Annotated in this window: 12 protein-coding genes and 1 tRNA gene; 6 read left to right on the forward strand and 7 right to left on the reverse strand. The window is 68.0% G+C overall.

Going from position 1 to position 15,122, the window contains the following annotated elements; genetic code table 11:
• Positions 1 to 187 precede the first annotated feature (187 nt).
• Positions 188 to 403 carry a hypothetical protein gene (locus BLQ76_RS21795; protein ID WP_139184048.1) on the forward strand — a complete coding sequence of 72 codons (216 nt, stop codon included), beginning with the start codon at positions 188 to 190 and terminating at the stop codon, positions 401 to 403.
• Between the two features lie 353 nt (positions 404 to 756).
• Here BLQ76_RS21795 and BLQ76_RS17705 read toward each other — a convergent pair whose 3' ends face one another.
• The 4 genes from BLQ76_RS17705 to BLQ76_RS17720 all read right to left on the reverse strand — a co-directional run bounded on the left by BLQ76_RS17705 (position 757) and on the right by BLQ76_RS17720 (position 6,313).
• A complete protein-coding gene (locus BLQ76_RS17705; RefSeq protein WP_090676124.1) occupies positions 757 to 2,709 on the reverse strand; it encodes a hypothetical protein in 1,953 nt (650 codons plus the stop codon).
• Between the two features lie 150 nt (positions 2,710 to 2,859).
• A complete protein-coding gene (locus BLQ76_RS17710; protein ID WP_139184049.1) occupies positions 2,860 to 4,635 on the reverse strand; it encodes a hypothetical protein in 1,776 nt (591 codons plus the stop codon).
• 67 nt (positions 4,636 to 4,702) lie between these two features.
• Positions 4,703 to 5,383, reverse strand: coding sequence for a hypothetical protein (locus tag BLQ76_RS17715; protein ID WP_090676127.1), 681 nt, complete (start codon positions 5,381 to 5,383; stop codon positions 4,703 to 4,705).
• Between the two features lie 854 nt (positions 5,384 to 6,237).
• Positions 6,238 to 6,313, reverse strand: a tRNA-Ile gene (locus BLQ76_RS17720).
• Between the two features lie 117 nt (positions 6,314 to 6,430).
• Between BLQ76_RS17720 and BLQ76_RS17725 the strand changes: the two genes are divergently transcribed.
• Positions 6,431 to 7,198, forward strand: coding sequence for an SIMPL domain-containing protein (locus tag BLQ76_RS17725; protein ID WP_090676130.1), 768 nt, complete (start codon positions 6,431 to 6,433; stop codon positions 7,196 to 7,198).
• Between the two features lie 154 nt (positions 7,199 to 7,352).
• On the opposite strand, the gene BLQ76_RS17730 is transcribed toward BLQ76_RS17725, so the two are convergent.
• A complete protein-coding gene (locus BLQ76_RS17730) occupies positions 7,353 to 7,742 on the reverse strand; it encodes a hypothetical protein (protein WP_090676132.1) in 390 nt (129 codons plus the stop codon).
• Between the two features lie 168 nt (positions 7,743 to 7,910).
• Between BLQ76_RS17730 and BLQ76_RS17735 the strand changes: the two genes are divergently transcribed.
• Positions 7,911 to 8,372, forward strand: a complete 462-nt coding sequence (locus tag BLQ76_RS17735; protein ID WP_090676134.1) for a DoxX family protein — start codon at positions 7,911 to 7,913, stop codon at positions 8,370 to 8,372.
• Between the two features lie 70 nt (positions 8,373 to 8,442).
• Here the strand turns inward: BLQ76_RS17735 and rpoD are convergent, their stop codons facing one another.
• Complete coding sequence (gene rpoD / locus BLQ76_RS17740) at positions 8,443 to 10,416, reverse strand: RNA polymerase sigma factor RpoD (RefSeq protein WP_090676136.1); 1,974 nt, start codon at positions 10,414 to 10,416, stop codon at positions 8,443 to 8,445.
• Between the two features lie 318 nt (positions 10,417 to 10,734).
• Complete coding sequence (gene dnaG / locus BLQ76_RS17745; protein ID WP_090676293.1) at positions 10,735 to 12,711, reverse strand: DNA primase; 1,977 nt, start codon at positions 12,709 to 12,711, stop codon at positions 10,735 to 10,737.
• Between the two features lie 96 nt (positions 12,712 to 12,807).
• On the opposite strand from dnaG, the gene BLQ76_RS17750 reads away from it, so the two are divergent.
• The 3 genes from BLQ76_RS17750 (at position 12,808) to carA (ending at position 14,984) form a co-directional block, all read left to right on the forward strand.
• On the forward strand, positions 12,808 to 13,299 hold the full coding sequence (locus tag BLQ76_RS17750) for a cupin domain-containing protein (RefSeq protein ID WP_090676138.1): 492 nt from the start codon (positions 12,808 to 12,810) through the stop codon (positions 13,297 to 13,299).
• Between the two features lie 62 nt (positions 13,300 to 13,361).
• Complete coding sequence (locus tag BLQ76_RS17755) at positions 13,362 to 13,664, forward strand: chorismate mutase (RefSeq protein ID WP_090676140.1); 303 nt, start codon at positions 13,362 to 13,364, stop codon at positions 13,662 to 13,664.
• A gap of 132 nt (positions 13,665 to 13,796) precedes the next feature.
• Complete coding sequence (carA, locus tag BLQ76_RS17760; protein WP_090676142.1) at positions 13,797 to 14,984, forward strand: glutamine-hydrolyzing carbamoyl-phosphate synthase small subunit; 1,188 nt, start codon at positions 13,797 to 13,799, stop codon at positions 14,982 to 14,984.
• Positions 14,985 to 15,122: the final 138 nt, after the last annotated feature.

Raw genomic sequence — 15,122 nt, forward strand, 5'->3', positions numbered from 1 at the left:
TGACGCCGAGCTGGCATCCCGCAGGGACCTGATAGCGGAGTGCGAACGCGAAATCGCGGCGCTGACGCAGGCGCGCGACCTGATCGCGGGCAGCGTCACGCGAACGGGCGCTACTGCGGTGGAGTCGCAAACGCTACGGTCGTCGACCCGGCCTTCTCCCCGCCCGCGACGGGTTCGGGAGGCGAGCTTGGCCGAAACCGTACGCCGTGCAACGCGCGAACTCATTCGTCGCGAGGGACGGCCCATGAACCGGGTGGAGATTCTCGCGCATCTTCGGCACGTGGGCATCGAGATCGCCGCCGCCGACCCCGGCAAGCGTGTGGGCAAGATCGTGTGGGCGTCGAATGAGTACCGCCACGTCGGCCAGGGTTACTGGTTCAAGGGTGAGCCTGTGCCCGAATGACGTCGTGACCGAGCGGAGTCGACGCAAACCGATTTTCGCGACTCGCGAGTTGTCGTTCGAGCGACTTGTCGCCTTCCCTGACATGCGTGGAACGACAACAATTTGAAGTCGCGCCCTTGTGCTGTCCACGTCACCCCACTCAAGAGGTCCCTTACAGGTCCATATGAAGCGGACGGCATGGTTGTATGTGTCATGTTGCATGCCTGCTTCTTTGGACTTCGTCCGGCTGAGCTGGCGGTTCTGGATATTCTATGCATAGGCGTCCGCTCAAGGGCGGTTCGCTTGGTCGCAAGCTAGTCGGGCGTTGCCGATCATGCTGGATCGTCGCTCAAGGCAATGCGGACATGCGGGTGCTACGGCGTGAGTACGGCGGTCGACGGACCCACAACGTTCGCCGGCGACCGCTGGCGCCCTTGGATCCGAAAGACCACCACCGAGTAGGTCGTCGCGCCCGAGCCGGGAATCTTCTCGACGACCGCCACCTTCTCGCGGATGTGCCCCCCGCCGCCACCCCGGTCGACGAGATCGAGCACCATGAGGATGCAGAACGTGACGTTCGTCCTCTGGTACGACGTCGTTTGGAGACCGAATTTTCGGACGAGCTCCGCGAGGTTGGAGTCCCGGTCATGCTTCTTCAACTCGGCGACGATCTTGAAGCCGTCCTTCTCGAACAGCACGTCCGCGCGGCCGTGGCCGATGCCCTGGGCTTCCTTTTGGTCGGTCGGACGCAGGCGGGTCGCCTCGAGGAAGCCGTAATAGTCCCTGTGCAGATCGTCCTCGACGGGCGGCGCCGTCACGCTGAGGTCGAACAGGTAATCGGTCCCGGTCGTCGACGTCGTTCCGAGGTTATCGCGCGACGCCAGGAACCCGAGTGTGTGGAACAGGATCACGCCGAAGAACGCGCGCGCGAGTGGCTTCGTGCGGTAGTCGAAGTTCGTCAGGAGCCGTTCGTGGAGGGCCATCCACAACTCCGCGACGATGGGCTCCGCCAGCTCGATGTCGAAGCTTGCAAGCGTGGACTGGAGAAGTTCAAGGGCCTCGCGCTGCTCTGCCGGTCCGAGGCCGCTGTCCCTGACGATGGCGACGGCCGTGGGACGAGCGGTCGACGCCTCAGTGGGGTTTCGCGTGACGCTGGCCTCCATCGCCGCCAATACGGCAGATCGCATGGCCATTGCCGCATGCCTTTCCGGGCCGTCTACCGCCCGGCGGTCGATCCAGGCGTCGAGGACGTCGAGCTGCCTACGCTCCCTTTGTAGCGCGCCGACGATGCGCGGACGCACGACCGCCTCGAGCCCACCATCCGCGTCGCGCCGGAAGACGGATCGGCTGGCGGTATAGACCATGAGCAGCTCCTCCTCGACGACCATGGCCCCGTTGAGCCATGTCGCCTCGCCAAGGCTCGTTTCCAGCGCGCCGAGTCGGAAAGCGAGCGACGCCCAGTGCACCCCCTTGAGGGTCGCCGCGCCCGACCAAGGGTCGCGGGGCAGCGGTCGGTTGGACGGAACGAGATGGGCCGACCAAGCGAACGCCGACGCGCGGATCTCGCCAATCGACGCATGGATTTCCGCGGGACTCCCGCCTTCTCCGAACGCAAGGAGGAAATCGAGGCAACGCGCGTGCAGGTCGGCATCCAGCCTTACCTCGGCGGCGCCGGCCGACCGCCGGAACCATGACCGGGCCTCCTCGAACCTCCGGACGGCACCGGACCGTTCGCTCTCGTCGAGTCCCTGCGCCAGCGCCAGCAACCCGAGTGCCATCGAGGCCTCGTCCTCGGCTTCCGGCACGTCGAGGAGGCTCGCGAGGGCAAGCCGCAGGTCGCCGTCGTCGACCTGTGCCAGCAGAAGGCCCATGACCTTGGTCGCGTGTCTCAGGTAATTGCCGTCGTCGTCCGTTCCGGTGTCGATCAGGTGCGCTTGCAACAGCCTCGTCGGACCGGGGCGACCGCCTGAGAGGACAAGCGCGCCCATCAGGGCTTGCGAGCGTGTCGCCGGATGCCAGGAAGCGTCGCCCGCCTTCGCCAGAAAGGATTTATGCAGCCGACGCACGGTCGCTTGGTCGATGCGGAGGCCAGCGGAGAGCGAACAGACGACCTCGACCATGACCCCGGGATCGGGCGTCCTGTCGACCAGCTCCGCCGCGCCGTCGAGGCAGGCGGCCGTTCCCGTCTGGCAGAGGGAAACGAAGAGGGCACTCCCGCCGGGATGGTTGAGCAACTCTTCGATCGCGTCGCCGATCTCGGGCGCCCCAGCGTCGGACAGGTCCACCGGGCCGCCCGCGCTCAGGATCTTGGACGCGATGTCCGGCATCTCCGCTTCTCCCTCAGAACAACTCCGCCGCGCCGGTCACCTGCTTTCGAAAGGCGCGTGGGACATACTCCCCGATTCCCTCCCTCCAGACGGCGCCGAGGATCACCTGCAAGTCGGGGTACTGCTTTGTCGCCTGCGCCACGGCACCGATCAAGGCTGGGAAGTCCTTGGCGTCCATCTCCTGCGAGCCGGGGGAGTCGAGGATGAGGAGACCGGGATGGCGTCCGAACCCACGAGCGGCCGCCACGTGGAGGACGGCCAGGGCGGCCGCGATCCGGATGCGCACCTGCTCGCCCGGCGTAAGGTCGCCGAAGTGCACCTTGCTGCCCCCTGGCTGACGTCGAGGCGGCCGTTCCCGACAAGGCGCAGGCTTTCGAGGTTGCGTACGCCGAACTCCCCCGCGAGACGGAGAAGGGCATCGCTGACCTCCTTCAGCACCTCGGTTTCCAAGGGCTTGAACTTACCCTCGACGACGTCGACCGTCGCCTCGAGGACCGCGAGATCGTGTTCCCCGTACTTCCGGACCGCCACGGGCGCGGAGGCGCGCGCAAGCTCGTCCAGCCGCGCCTCTGCGGCCGCGATGGCGCAAAGGATGGACGTGTCGTCCGGCAGCGACACGTAGGCATCCCCCTTCGCTTGGAGGTCAGCCTCGAGACGTTCCCGTTCGCCCTGCGCAGCGAGGAGTTCCCCCGCGGCGGCCGCAAGCCGCTTGCGGGAGGCGCGCAGTTCACGTGCCGCGTCCTCGACGGCGTCCCTGAGGTGCGGGACCGCGTCGTGCGACGCGTCCCCCGGCGGGTCGGTGTTCCCGCACAGGCCGCAGGTCTCGGAAGCCGTCGCCTCGAAGCGGCCGATCTGGACCGAGGCCTCGCAGGCCGGGCAGCAGGATGGACGCAGCCTGCGGAAAACGTATCCCGCGGCGGCGTCGTCCTGCGCCTGCTGGAGGGCGGACCTTGCGCCCGCGTGTATCGAGATCGCGTCGGCCTCGGCCCGCGTAGACGCGTCGACTTGGCCCTTTGCGGACGCGATCCGCGAACCGGAAGCGAGGAGCTGCGCGTCGATGGCGCGAAGGTCGGCGCGCAGGGCGTCCCTGTCGGGTAGCCCGGCGAGCGTTTCCCGCAGCCCTGCCAGCTCGGCCTTAAGTTCCGCGCGGCGCCCCACCGCCCGCCCCGCCTGCGTTCCAGACGTTTCGCGGTCGGCCTTGTCGTCTGCCTGCACGGACTTCAGGGCGGTGGAGGCCGCCGAATAGGTCGAGATCCACGGCATGCCGATGAAGAGCTGCATCAGGCGTATGGGCAGGCCATCGTTCGCGACACCGCCGAAGATGGCCTTCCCGGGACCGTCGATGAAGAGGGCTGACGACATGGCGGGCCACCCGTGCTCGCTCGCCGCGTCCGTTTCGGATCGGTAGGAGCGGAACTTCGCGAACCCCAGTTCCTCCATGAAGACGTCCGACATCGCCCGCTCGAAGGAGGCGTCCGCCGGCCCGTCGTGCAGGACGGCGATGGCCGGATCCATGCCGCGGACGACACGCGCGCGAGCCTCCGAAGGCTTCAAGACGCCAACCTCCTTCCGGACCGCCACCCCGAACCGTATCCCGTCGATGTCGAACGAGACGTCGATGCCGTCGATCCAGTTCCAGACGTCGGGCTTCACATGCCCTGGAAGCCGTCCCTGGAGAACGGCAAGGACCAGTTTGAGGATTGACGACTTGCCCTGGCTGTTTCCGTCCGTCAGGACAGCCCAGAGTCCGGTGTCGAGGCCGTCCCAGTCGAAGGAGAAGCGCTCGAATCCCGCCGCGTCGTGCTTCACGCCGCTGAACGACACGCGGCGGACGATGAGCTTGCGCGGGCGGGGCAAGGTGCCCGCAGCCTCGACGCCGTGCAGCCGATGCACGTCGAGAACGACGTCGGGCTCCACCCCCGCCATGGCGGCGACGGCCTCGACCCAATCCGCGTCCGCAAACCTGGCCTCGACCCTCTTGTCCGTCCTGCGCCTAACCACCGCTTCCCCCGTCCAATTCCCGCAGTCGCGCTTCAACCTTTAGGCGGATCGATGGGATCGCCGTCCCGTACGGAGTGCCGGCGTACTCGGCGTGTTCGTAATGGATGTCCTTGAGCGCCGAGCCGCTCCTGGCGGCAGCAACAACGAGTGCCAGGTCGGTCTGCCGCGAATACCATTCAAGGGTGGGTTGCGAACGTACTGCCTCCGACAGGAAAGTCTCGGCCAACGGCCCGAGCAGGAACTCGTTCTGATGCCCGGAGGGGATCGTCCGGCGCATCGGCGTGACCAGCCGGCGGGCCGCCAAGAACGAGAGCGAGGTCTGGAGGTCGTCGTAAGCGCCTCGCCGCCACCGGATCATCCAGACGGTGCGGACCGAGGGTTCGTCCTCGTCGAAGATTCGACGGACGGCGGCCAGGATGGCGGGGTCGCCCGTCTCGGCGTGGATGTCGAGCAGTTCGTCCGCAAGGTAATCGGGATAGCGAAGCCAAAAGTCGATCGCCAGAGCCCGCTTCTCCCCCACGAAGACCCGGTCCTGCGTGTCCGTGGTCAGTTCCGCGGCTAGGGGTTCGCTGCCCCTGACGAGAATGAAGAGAAGCCGAAGCGCGTCGCGGAACGCATGGCCGAACTCGGGCAGGGCAACCGGACCCGCAGGCCCGGACGGCGGTGTCGACATGCCCGTATGGTTCTCCCAGAAGCTTTCGCCGCAGGTTGGGTCACCGCCGACACGCAGTTAACGCAACGGCGGACGCGATAAGTCGAATCCAAATTCCTTCACCGAAGGGATTCGCCCCGCGTCCGTCTATCAGCGTGCTAGGATTCGATCCCAGGGCATCCGATCGCGTCGATCGCAACCGTTACGCTGCGTGGATGAACCCAACGCTGTGGCATGGATTTGGTCGAGCGGTCAGGAGCCGACTGTGAGCCGGTAGCCCGACGATCCAAGACGATCGGCGTCGCTCCGCGGTACGGTGGCAAGACATTGCCGCAAGTCCCCGAAGCGCGAGCGGCGACCGATCTAAGGTCGGGGCGCTCTTGTGCGCCACGCTTCTTTCAAATCTCGTGCGGGCTGACTTCTGCGTCGAAGTCGGCAAACACGACGTTGGGCGGCACGGTCGTCGTGCGCAAGTCCCAGCGAACGCCGCGGCTCAGCCCGTTCGCGGTAACGAGGTCATCGAAGACCAGGTGACTGTTCCGTCCGCGCGGCCATCGTTCGGGAACAGCCAAATGATTCGCAAGCCGTCCAAAAAGCCTGATCCCGCTCGAGCCGATCCCTCAAAAGCACGCGTATCGAACGTGCTCAGCGTCGGAGACGTCGCAGAAAAACTGGCAAAGCAAAAATATGGCCACGTCGGGATTTGGGACGAGGAGCGCACTTCATGCAGAATGGAATAGTGTTAATAACCAGCCACTTACTGAATTATGATGTGTCGCCGCAAGCTTTGATCGGGATCAGCGTTTTTGGAAGGAAACTCAGGATTTTTGGAAACAGGGTCGCCGTTGTTTGGAAACGACAATTTCGCAGACGGTTGGTGGGCCCGGCAGGACTCGAACCTGCAACCAAGCGGTTATGAGCCGCCGGCTCTGACCATTGAGCTACAGGCCCGCCGTGCGAGCGTTAACCCAACTGGGACGCCGTCTCAAGCAAAGGTTGGGTCGGCAAAGCTTCCGCCGCATTCCCTTGGCAGGTCGTTCGGGCCGAAGCCTTTCGAATGGAGACTTTATGTCCGCTTCCCACCGCCTTGCCCGCCCTGCCCTCTTCGCGCTGGCCCTGGGGCTTTCCTCGGCGGCCATCGCGCAGACGCCGCCCCCGCCGGCTCCGCCCGCCGCCGGCCGGCCGGCGGAGCCCCGGCGCCTGGCCGTGACGGGCGAGGGACAGGCCTTTCGCGCGCCCGACCTGGCGCTCGTCCAGCTGACCGTCATGCGCCAGGGCGAGACCGCGCAAAAGGCGCTGGCCGACAACAGCGCGGCCATGAGCGCCGTGCAGGGTGCGCTGCCAGAGTTCGGCCTGGAAGCGCGCGACGTGCAGACCTCGGGCTTCACGATCGCCCCGCAATACCGCTACGACACCGCCTCCGACGGCACGCAGGCCCCCCCGACGCTGGTCGGCTACGAGGTCCGCAACACCATCACGCTTCGCGTTCGAGCCGTGGATCGTCTCGGCGAAATCCTGGACCGGGCGGTCTCGCTGGGCGTCAACGACGGCGGGTCGATCGAGTTCGTGGCCGAAGATCCGTCGGCCCTCCAGAACGAGGCGCGTCGCACGGCCGTCGAGCGCGCCCGGGCGAGCGCCGAGGCGATGGCGGGCGCGGCCGGACTGCGCCTCGGCGCGCTTCTGAGCATCGAGGACGGTGCCTCCGGCATCGAGCCGCCCCGGCCCGTGAGCGAGATGCGCATGATGGCCGCGCCTGCCTCGCCGAAGGTCCCGGTGGCGGCCGGCGAGACCATGGCGAGCGCCACCGTGCGGGTGGTGTTCGCGCTGGAGAACTGAACGCCGGCGCCGTTCCGGCCGACACTGCGAGGGGCTTGGCCGTCCGGCCGCGTCCCTCGATGCCGCAGCGCATCGGTTCTCCGCTGGCAAGGGCGACGCAAAAGGCCCGGAAGCACGAGCTTCCGGGCCTTTTGCTTAAGCGGCGGGCGCCGCCTCAGCGGCGGTCGATCACCGGACAGCCGCGGGCCTGCGCGAAGGTCACGAGAACCGGGCGTCCGCCGCGGCGGAAGCCCTCCACCACGACACGCCGGCGGCCGACGTCGACGATGTCGACGCCGCGCAGGCCGAAGGCGCGCGCCTTCTCCAGCGCGAGGCCCGGACGGCAGATGCCGCGATCGCGGCGGTCGTCGTACCGGTGGCCACGGCGATCGTCCCAGTCGCCCCGACGGTGGCGGCGCTCGCCGTCCCAGTCGCCCCGATACTGGACATTCGTCAGGAGCGAGACGTCGGCGGTGGCGCCGGCGCGGGCGGGAGCGCTTGCGCCCAGACAGGCGGTCGCGATCGTCGCGGCGGCAAGAAGCGCGGAACGAAGGATCGGGGTCATGGCGGGGTGTCCTTTCAGGTGAGGATGAGGGCCGAACCGGACGCTAGCGGCGCCGGACTGAACGCGTGCCGAGCGCGGCGTTCAGCGACGGTTCAGGAAGCCGCCTCCACGACATCACGGCGAAACGATCCACGCGGAAGATCGCCCCGTCCCAACCGGAGTGGTCCCATGCCCCGTTTTCTTGCCCGCCTTCTCGAGTCCGTCCTGTTCACGCGGTTCGCGCTCGTCGTCCTCACCTTCTGCTTCTGGGGCTCGGGACTGGCCAAGCTGGCGGACTTTCCGGCGGCGGTTGCCGAGATGGCCTTCTTCGGCCTTCAACCCGCGGCCCCGATCGCGGTTCTCGTGATCGCGACGCAGCTCGGCGGCTCGCTTCTTCTGATCACCGGCATCAAGCCTTGGCTCGGTGCCGGCGCGCTCGGGGTCTTCACCGCGCTGACCATTCCGCTGGTGCATCACTTCTGGAGCCTCGAGGGCGAGGCTGCGATCGCGCATTTCCACACCGCGACCGAGCATGTGACCGTGATCGGCGGGTTGATGGTGGCCGCCATCCTTTCGCATCGTCTTCAGACGGCGCGAAACGCCGCGATCGTGACGGCAGCGTCTGGCGCGACCCGCTACCAGCCCGCCTGACCTGAGACGTCACGAAAAAGGGGCGCCCTTGCGGGACGCCCCTTTTGCATGCGGCGCCGGAACGCGCCGCTCAGCTGTCCAGGAAGCTGCGAAGCTTGCGCGAGCGGCTGGGGTGCTTGAGCTTGCGCAAGGCCTTGGCCTCGATCTGGCGGATGCGCTCGCGCGTCACCGAGAACTGCTGGCCGACCTCTTCCAGCGTGTGGTCGGTGTTCATGCCGATGCCGAAGCGCATGCGCAGCACGCGCTCCTCGCGGGGCGTCAGCGAGGCAAGCACGCGCGTCGTGGTCTCGCGCAGGTTCGCCTGGATCGCCGCGTCGATCGGCAGGATCGCGTTCTTGTCCTCGATGAAGTCGCCGAGGTGCGAATCCTCCTCGTCGCCCACCGGCGTCTCGAGCGAGATCGGCTCCTTGGCGATCTTCAGGACCTTGCGGACCTTCTCGAGCGGCATGGCCAGCTTCTCGGCCAGCTCCTCCGGGGTCGGCTCGCGGCCGATCTCGTGCAGCATCTGGCGCGAGGTGCGCACGATCTTGTTGATCGTCTCGATCATGTGCACGGGAATGCGGATCGTGCGCGCCTGGTCGGCGATCGAGCGGGTGATGGCCTGTCGGATCCACCATGTCGCGTAGGTCGAGAACTTGTAGCCGCGGCGGTACTCGAACTTGTCCACGGCCTTCATGAGGCCGATGTTGCCCTCCTGGATGAGATCCAGGAACTGCAGGCCGCGGTTCGTGTACTTCTTGGCGATCGAGATCACGAGACGCAGGTTCGCCTCGACCATCTCCTTCTTGGCCTGCCGGGCCTCGCGCTCGCCCTTCTGCACCATCGAGACGATGCGGCGGAACTCGGTGATCTCGAGCCCCGTCTCGGTGGCGAGGTTCTGGATCTCCTGGCGCAGGTTCGCGACGCCGCGCGGATCGGATCCCGCGAAGCGCTGCCAGCCCTTGGAGGGAAGCTGGGCGACCTTCTCGTGCCAGTTCGGATCGAGCTCCGAGCCCTGGTAGGCCTTGAGGAACTCGTCGCGCTTCACGCCGTAGCTTTCGGCGAGCCGCAGGAGGCGGCCTTCGTTGCCCACGAGGCGCTTGTTGATGTCGTAGAGCTGCGCGACCAGCGCGTCGATGCGGTTCTGGTTGAGCGACAGCGACTTCACCGCCGTGACGAGATCGTCCTTGAGCTGGTTGCGCGAGCGCTCCTCGGCCGTGGACAGGCCCGCGGTCGCCTCGACGAGCTGGCTCTCGACCTGCTGGTCCTGCAGTTTGCGCAGATCGCGGTAGTTCTCGGCGATCTTGTCGAAGGTCTCGAGGACCTGCGGGCGGATCTCGGCCTCCATCGCGGCGAGCGACAGGGAGTTCTCGAGATCGTCCTCGTCGTCGTCCTCGTCCTCGCCGGGGCGCAGCTCGCCCGGTGCGGGCGGGGCGGCCTCGCTCTCCGGTGCGGCGGCCTGGGGCATCTTGGCCTCGGGGCCGGCATAGGTCGCCTCGAGGTCGACGACCTCCCGCAACATGATGTTGCCCTCGTTGAGTTCCTCGCGCCAGATGATGATGGCCTGGAACGTCAGGGGGCTCTCGCACAGGCCCGCGATCATCGTCTCGCGGCCGGCCTCGATGCGCTTGGCGATGGCGATCTCGCCCTCGCGCGACAGAAGCTCGACCGAGCCCATCTCGCGCAGGTACATGCGCACCGGATCGTCGGTGCGGTCGCCGGCTTCCTTCTTGGGCGCGGCGGCGACGGCGGTCGAGCCGGTCTCGGCGACCTCGGTCGAGCCCTCGGACTCGCCCTCCTTCTCCTCGCCGTCCTCGGCCTCCTCGTCCTCGACGACGTTGATGCCCATGTCGTTCAACATGGCCATCAGGTCCTCGATCTGCTCCGAGGTCACGTCCTCGGCGGACAACACCGAGTTCAACTTGTCCATGGACACAAAGCCGCGCTTCTTAGCAGCCTTGATCATCTTCTTGACGGCGTCGTCCGACAGGTCCAGCAGAGGACTGTCCGGCGTCTCCTGACGCTCCTCGACGGCCGCCTCGCCTTCCTTGGCCTTTGTCGCCATTCCCGTACGTCTCCAATTCGCGCCGGGCGTTCCCGTGAGAGAACCCGGGGCCTCGCACGCCGCGCGCCGAGAACCTTGCGTGTCTTATAGATGAGCGGCCGTAAACGACCGCTTAACCATGATGACCGTCCGCCTGCGCGGTCGCTCGGCCTACTCGAAACTCGTCGCAGCGCTTCGCCGCTCGGCAGCCCAATGCCGTGACAGAACCCGTCGCGGCGGTGTTTTTTGGTTTCCCGACGTCCTGTCAAGAGCTTGCAGCATCCTGACGCGATCGGGAGAACTCTCGACCGACCCTCCCATGCCGGCGAATTGGGGACGTCAGATGCCCTTCGCAGGACGACCCGACAAGACCCCGAACCCGTCGATCAGGGCTTCGGTTCCCGCTAGATTGTTGATCTCTCGGTTGATTTCAACGACCTGCGCCAGCGCGAAGTCGTCGTCGCCGCGCGCCAGAGCATCCTCGGCGGCCTTGAGTTCCTTATTTAGGGAAATGGCGCGGTGCTGCAAGTGGAGCGCCTGGCGCACCGCCTCGCGCGCGTCCTCGAGCGCCGCCTCGGGCAGGACGGGCCACAGCCGCACGAGGCGCAGCACCCCTTCCAGGCGCGCGAAGGTGTCGCCCATGCCGCGGCGGTCGAGTTCCGACAGGATGTCGTCGCGCGAGTGGGGCTGGTCGTCGGCATAGACGTCCACCACGGCCGAGCGCACGCGCTCCATCTCGCCGTCGGTCAGCTCCAGGTCGGCGAAATAATCGAAGGCCTCGCGCAGAAGCGCGGGGTGGTTCACGAAGCCCACCACGATCGAGGCCTCGCGCTGATAGGCCTGCGAGCCGTGGGCGGCCCCCACCATCTTGGTGCGCGTCAGGCGATCGGAACCGCGCTGCAGGCCCGCACTGCCCGTCGGATTGCGCGAGAAGGCTGGACGCCCCCCCTCGCCACCGCCCCCGCGCCGCCCGGTCCTGCCCTCGCGCGGCCCCCGCTCGCCGCCGCGCCCGAAGCCCTGCGTGGCCTTTGCGACCCCGAAGAAGGCCGACAGGCGCTCCTCGGCGTCCTGCAGGTAGTGGCGGCGCAGGCTCTCGTCGCCGATCTGGCGCAGCGTGGTCTTGAGGCGCTGCTCCAGTTCGGCGCGGCGCTCGGGCGTGTCGAAGCCGCCGCCGCCCGACTCGCGCGTCCAGATGAGGTCGGCCAGCGGCCGGGCCCGTTCCAGGACGGCGCGCATCGCGTCCGCCCCGCCGGAGCGGATCAGGTCGTCGGGGTCCTTGCCGTCGGGCAGGAGGGCGAAGCGGAGCGAGCGACCGGGCTTCAGGTGCGGAAGCGCCAGGTCGGCCGCGCGGTTGGCGGCCTTGATACCGGCCGCATCGCCGTCGAAGCACAGGATCGGCTCGGGCGCGGTGCGCCAGAGAAGCTCCAGCTGGTTCTGCGTCAGCGCGGTGCCGAGCGGCGCGACCGCGTTCTCGATGCCCGCCTGGTGAAGGGCGATGACGTCCATGTAGCCTTCCGCCACCACCAGCGTGTTGGAAGCCTTCGACGCGCGCCGGGCCTGCGCGAGGTTGTAGAGGACGTTGCCCTTGTGGAAGAGTTCGGTCTCGGGCGAGTTGAGGTACTTGGCCGGCGTGTCCGCCGACAGCGCGCGCCCGCCGAAGGCGATCGCGCTCTCGCGCCCGTCGAGGATCGGAAACATCACGCGGTCGCGGAAGCGGTCGTAGCTGACGGCGATCCCCTCGCCGTGCACCACGAGCCCGGCACCCTCGATCTCCGCCTTGCCGATGCCGCGGTCGGCCAGGAACTGCTTCAGGCGGTTGCGCGAGTCCGGGGCGTATCCGAGGCCGAAGGTCTTCTGGGTGACGGGATGAAGGCCGCGGTCGCGCAGGTAGCTGCGCGCCTTCGCGCCGTCGGCCTCCTGCAGCGTCTGGCGAAAGAACTCGGCGGCGAGGCGCACCGCGTCGCTGAGCGTCGCGCGCTCGCGCTCGCGCCGCTCGGCATCGGCGTCGCGGGCGGGCATCGGCACGCCCGCCTCGCCCGCCAGCCGCTCCACGGCCTCGGGAAAGCTCATGCCTTCCAGCTCCACCATGAAGCGGAAGTGGTCGCCCGACACGCCGCAGCCGAAGCAGTGGTAGCGGCCCTTGGCATCCTCGCAGTGAAACGAGGGCGACTTCTCGCCGTGGAACGGGCAGCAGGCCCACCAGTCGCCGCGCGAGGGCTGGGTCTTGCGTCGGTCCCACGTCACGCGCCGCCCGACGACGTCCGAGATGGGGACGCGGGCGCGGATCTCGTCGAGAAAGGCGGGGGAGAAGCGCATGAGGATCATATCGTCCCGCCCGGGTCCAATTGCCAGTTTCGCCGGCGCTCAAGTCCCGTTATCCACGCCTGTCCACAGCCGGGGAGCACCATCGCCATGACACCGCGCCTGAGCCTGTCCGATCTGCCCCTGGAGTCCTGGACGCAGGGATCCGCCTTCGGGAGCGCGGACAGCTCGTTCGCCAAGCGGCTCGGCCTTCGCCTCATCGGCGCGAGCTACAACGAGGTCCCCCCGGGCAAGAGCGGATGCCCCTTCCACAACCATCGCGGCGAGGACGAGCTCTACGTCATCCTCGAGGGGTCCGGCCTCTACCGCTTCGGCGAGGAGCGGATCGCGGTCTCGGCCGGCGACGTCCTCGGCGCACCGGCCGGCGGTCCCGACACGGCGCATCAGTTGATCAACACGGGCGAGCGCGTCCTGCGCTACCTCGTCGTGTCGAACCAGGCGCCGGTCGACATCGTGGAATATCCCGATTCCGGGAAGGTGCTCGGCACGGTCGAGGACGCGCCGGCGGACGACGGCTTCCGGCACATGACGCGCCGTCGGGAGAGCGTCGACTACTGGGAGGACGAGCCCGGCGCGCTTTGACCTCCCGCCCCGCTCGGCCTATCGAGACCTCGCCCCCCGCGCCTATAGGAGCCTTTCCGCCGATGGACCAGCCCGCCGTTCCCGCCGAACTCCTGGAGATCCGACGCTCGATCGACAACATCGACGCGGCCATGGTCCATCTTCTCGCCGAGCGCTTCCGCTGCACCAAGCGCGTCGGACACCTCAAGGCGACCCACAAGCTGCCGCCCGCCGATCCGGCGCGCGAGGCCCGGCAGGTCGAGCGCCTGCGCAAGCTCGCCGTGGACGCCGAACTCGACCCGGACTTCGCCGAGAAATACTTAGCCTTCGTGATCCGCGAGGTGATCCGCTACCACGAGGCGGCCGCGCGCGAGACGACCGGCTAGCTTGCAACCAAGCCATGCGTGCGCCGGGGGTTGCGCTCCGGGTCTCCAGCGGCGATAGGAACGCTCCGAAAGCGACGACGCCGCCTCGACCGAGATGCCGGCCCACCCCCCGTCGCGTTTTGGAGTTGCCCCATGAGCGAGCCCTGGACCCCGCGTCGCCCGACCGCCCTTCTCGTCCTGGCGGACGGCACGGTGATCGAGGGCGACGGCATCGGCGCCGAAGGGTCGGCCGTCGGCGAGGTCTGCTTCAACACCTCGCTCACCGGCTACCAGGAGATCCTGACGGACCCCTCCTACGCCCGGCAGATCGTCACCTTCACCTTCCCCCACATCGGCAACGTCGGCGCCAACGACGAGGACGTGGAAGACCTCGTGCCGGAGAACTCGGTCGGGGCGGTGGGCGCGGTGTTCCGCGCCGAGGTGTCGGCCCCCTCCAACTACCGCTCGGCGGGCGGCCTCGACGCGTGGCTGAAGAGCCGCGGCGTCGTCGCGATCTCGGGCGTCGACACGCGGGCGCTGACCGCCCTGATCCGCGAGAACGGCATGCCGAACGCGGTGATCGCGCACGCGCCGGACGGCGTGTTCGACCGCGACGCGCTGCTCGCCCAGGCGCGCGAGTGGTCGGGTCTCGTCGGCCTGGATCTGGCCAAGGACGCGGCCTCCTCGCGCACCGAGGTCTGGACGGAAGGGCCCTGGAACTGGGACCGGGGCTACGGCGCCCACGAGAATCCGAACTACACGATCGTCGCGATCGACTACGGCACGAAGCGCAACATCCTGCGCCTCATGTCGGGTCATGGCGCGCGCGTCGTGATCGTGCCGCCGGACGCCTCGGCGGCCGAGATCCTCGCCCACAAGCCCGACGGCATCTTCCTGTCGAACGGGCCGGGCGATCCGGCCGCCACCGCCCGGTACGCCGCGCCCGTGATCGCGGAGCTCGCCCGCACCGGCACGCCGATCTTCGGCATCTGCCTCGGCCACCAGCTGCTGGCGCTGGCGCTCGGCGGTCGCACCATGAAGATGCACCAGGGACACCACGGCGCGAACCATCCGGTGAAGGACTTCACCACCGGCAAGGTCGAGATCGTCTCGATGAACCACGGCTTCGCGGTGGATCCCGCCTCGCTGCCCTCGACCGTGGAGCAGACGCACGTCTCGCTCTTCGACGGCACGAACTGCGGCCTGCGCGTCGCCGGCCAGCCGGTCTTCTCGGTGCAGCACCACCCGGAGGCCTCGCCGGGACCGCAGGACTCGCACTACCTGTTCCAGCGGTTCTTCGACCTCATCGACGAGCACCGGGCCACCCGCTCGGCCGCCTGAGGGGGCGGGCGCCGAATGCGCCCTTTCCCACCGCTGCCCCCTCGCCTATAAGCCGCTTCTAGCCTCGCCATCAGATCCTGCTCGACCTCGTCCGCCCCTTCCGGCGGCCGGGGCCTTCGGCGCAACACGCAAGACGGA

This window comes from Aureimonas jatrophae (genome assembly GCF_900104035.1).
GTDB lineage: Bacteria > Pseudomonadota > Alphaproteobacteria > Rhizobiales > Rhizobiaceae > Aureimonas > Aureimonas jatrophae.

What these genes read in the sequence shown, in the direction of transcription:
- BLQ76_RS17705 (WP_090676124.1), bottom strand. Translation starts at nt 2,709, where the DNA reads ATGCCGGACATCGCGTCCAAGATCCTGAGCGCGGGCGGCCCGGTGGAC.
- BLQ76_RS17710 (WP_139184049.1), bottom strand. Translation starts at nt 4,635, where the DNA reads ATGGCGGGGGTGGAGCCCGACGTCGTTCTCGACGTGCATCGGCTGCAC.
- BLQ76_RS17715 (WP_090676127.1), bottom strand. Translation starts at nt 5,383, where the DNA reads ATGTCGACACCGCCGTCCGGGCCTGCGGGTCCGGTTGCCCTGCCCGAG.
- BLQ76_RS17725 (WP_090676130.1), top strand. Translation starts at nt 6,431, where the DNA reads ATGTCCGCTTCCCACCGCCTTGCCCGCCCTGCCCTCTTCGCGCTGGCC.
- BLQ76_RS17730 (WP_090676132.1), bottom strand. Translation starts at nt 7,742, where the DNA reads ATGACCCCGATCCTTCGTTCCGCGCTTCTTGCCGCCGCGACGATCGCG.
- BLQ76_RS17735 (WP_090676134.1), top strand. Translation starts at nt 7,911, where the DNA reads ATGCCCCGTTTTCTTGCCCGCCTTCTCGAGTCCGTCCTGTTCACGCGG.
- rpoD (WP_090676136.1), bottom strand. Translation starts at nt 10,416, where the DNA reads ATGGCGACAAAGGCCAAGGAAGGCGAGGCGGCCGTCGAGGAGCGTCAG.
- dnaG (WP_090676293.1), bottom strand. Translation starts at nt 12,711, where the DNA reads ATGCGCTTCTCCCCCGCCTTTCTCGACGAGATCCGCGCCCGCGTCCCC.
- BLQ76_RS17750 (WP_090676138.1), top strand. Translation starts at nt 12,808, where the DNA reads ATGACACCGCGCCTGAGCCTGTCCGATCTGCCCCTGGAGTCCTGGACG.
- BLQ76_RS17755 (WP_090676140.1), top strand. Translation starts at nt 13,362, where the DNA reads ATGGACCAGCCCGCCGTTCCCGCCGAACTCCTGGAGATCCGACGCTCG.
- carA (WP_090676142.1), top strand. Translation starts at nt 13,797, where the DNA reads ATGAGCGAGCCCTGGACCCCGCGTCGCCCGACCGCCCTTCTCGTCCTG.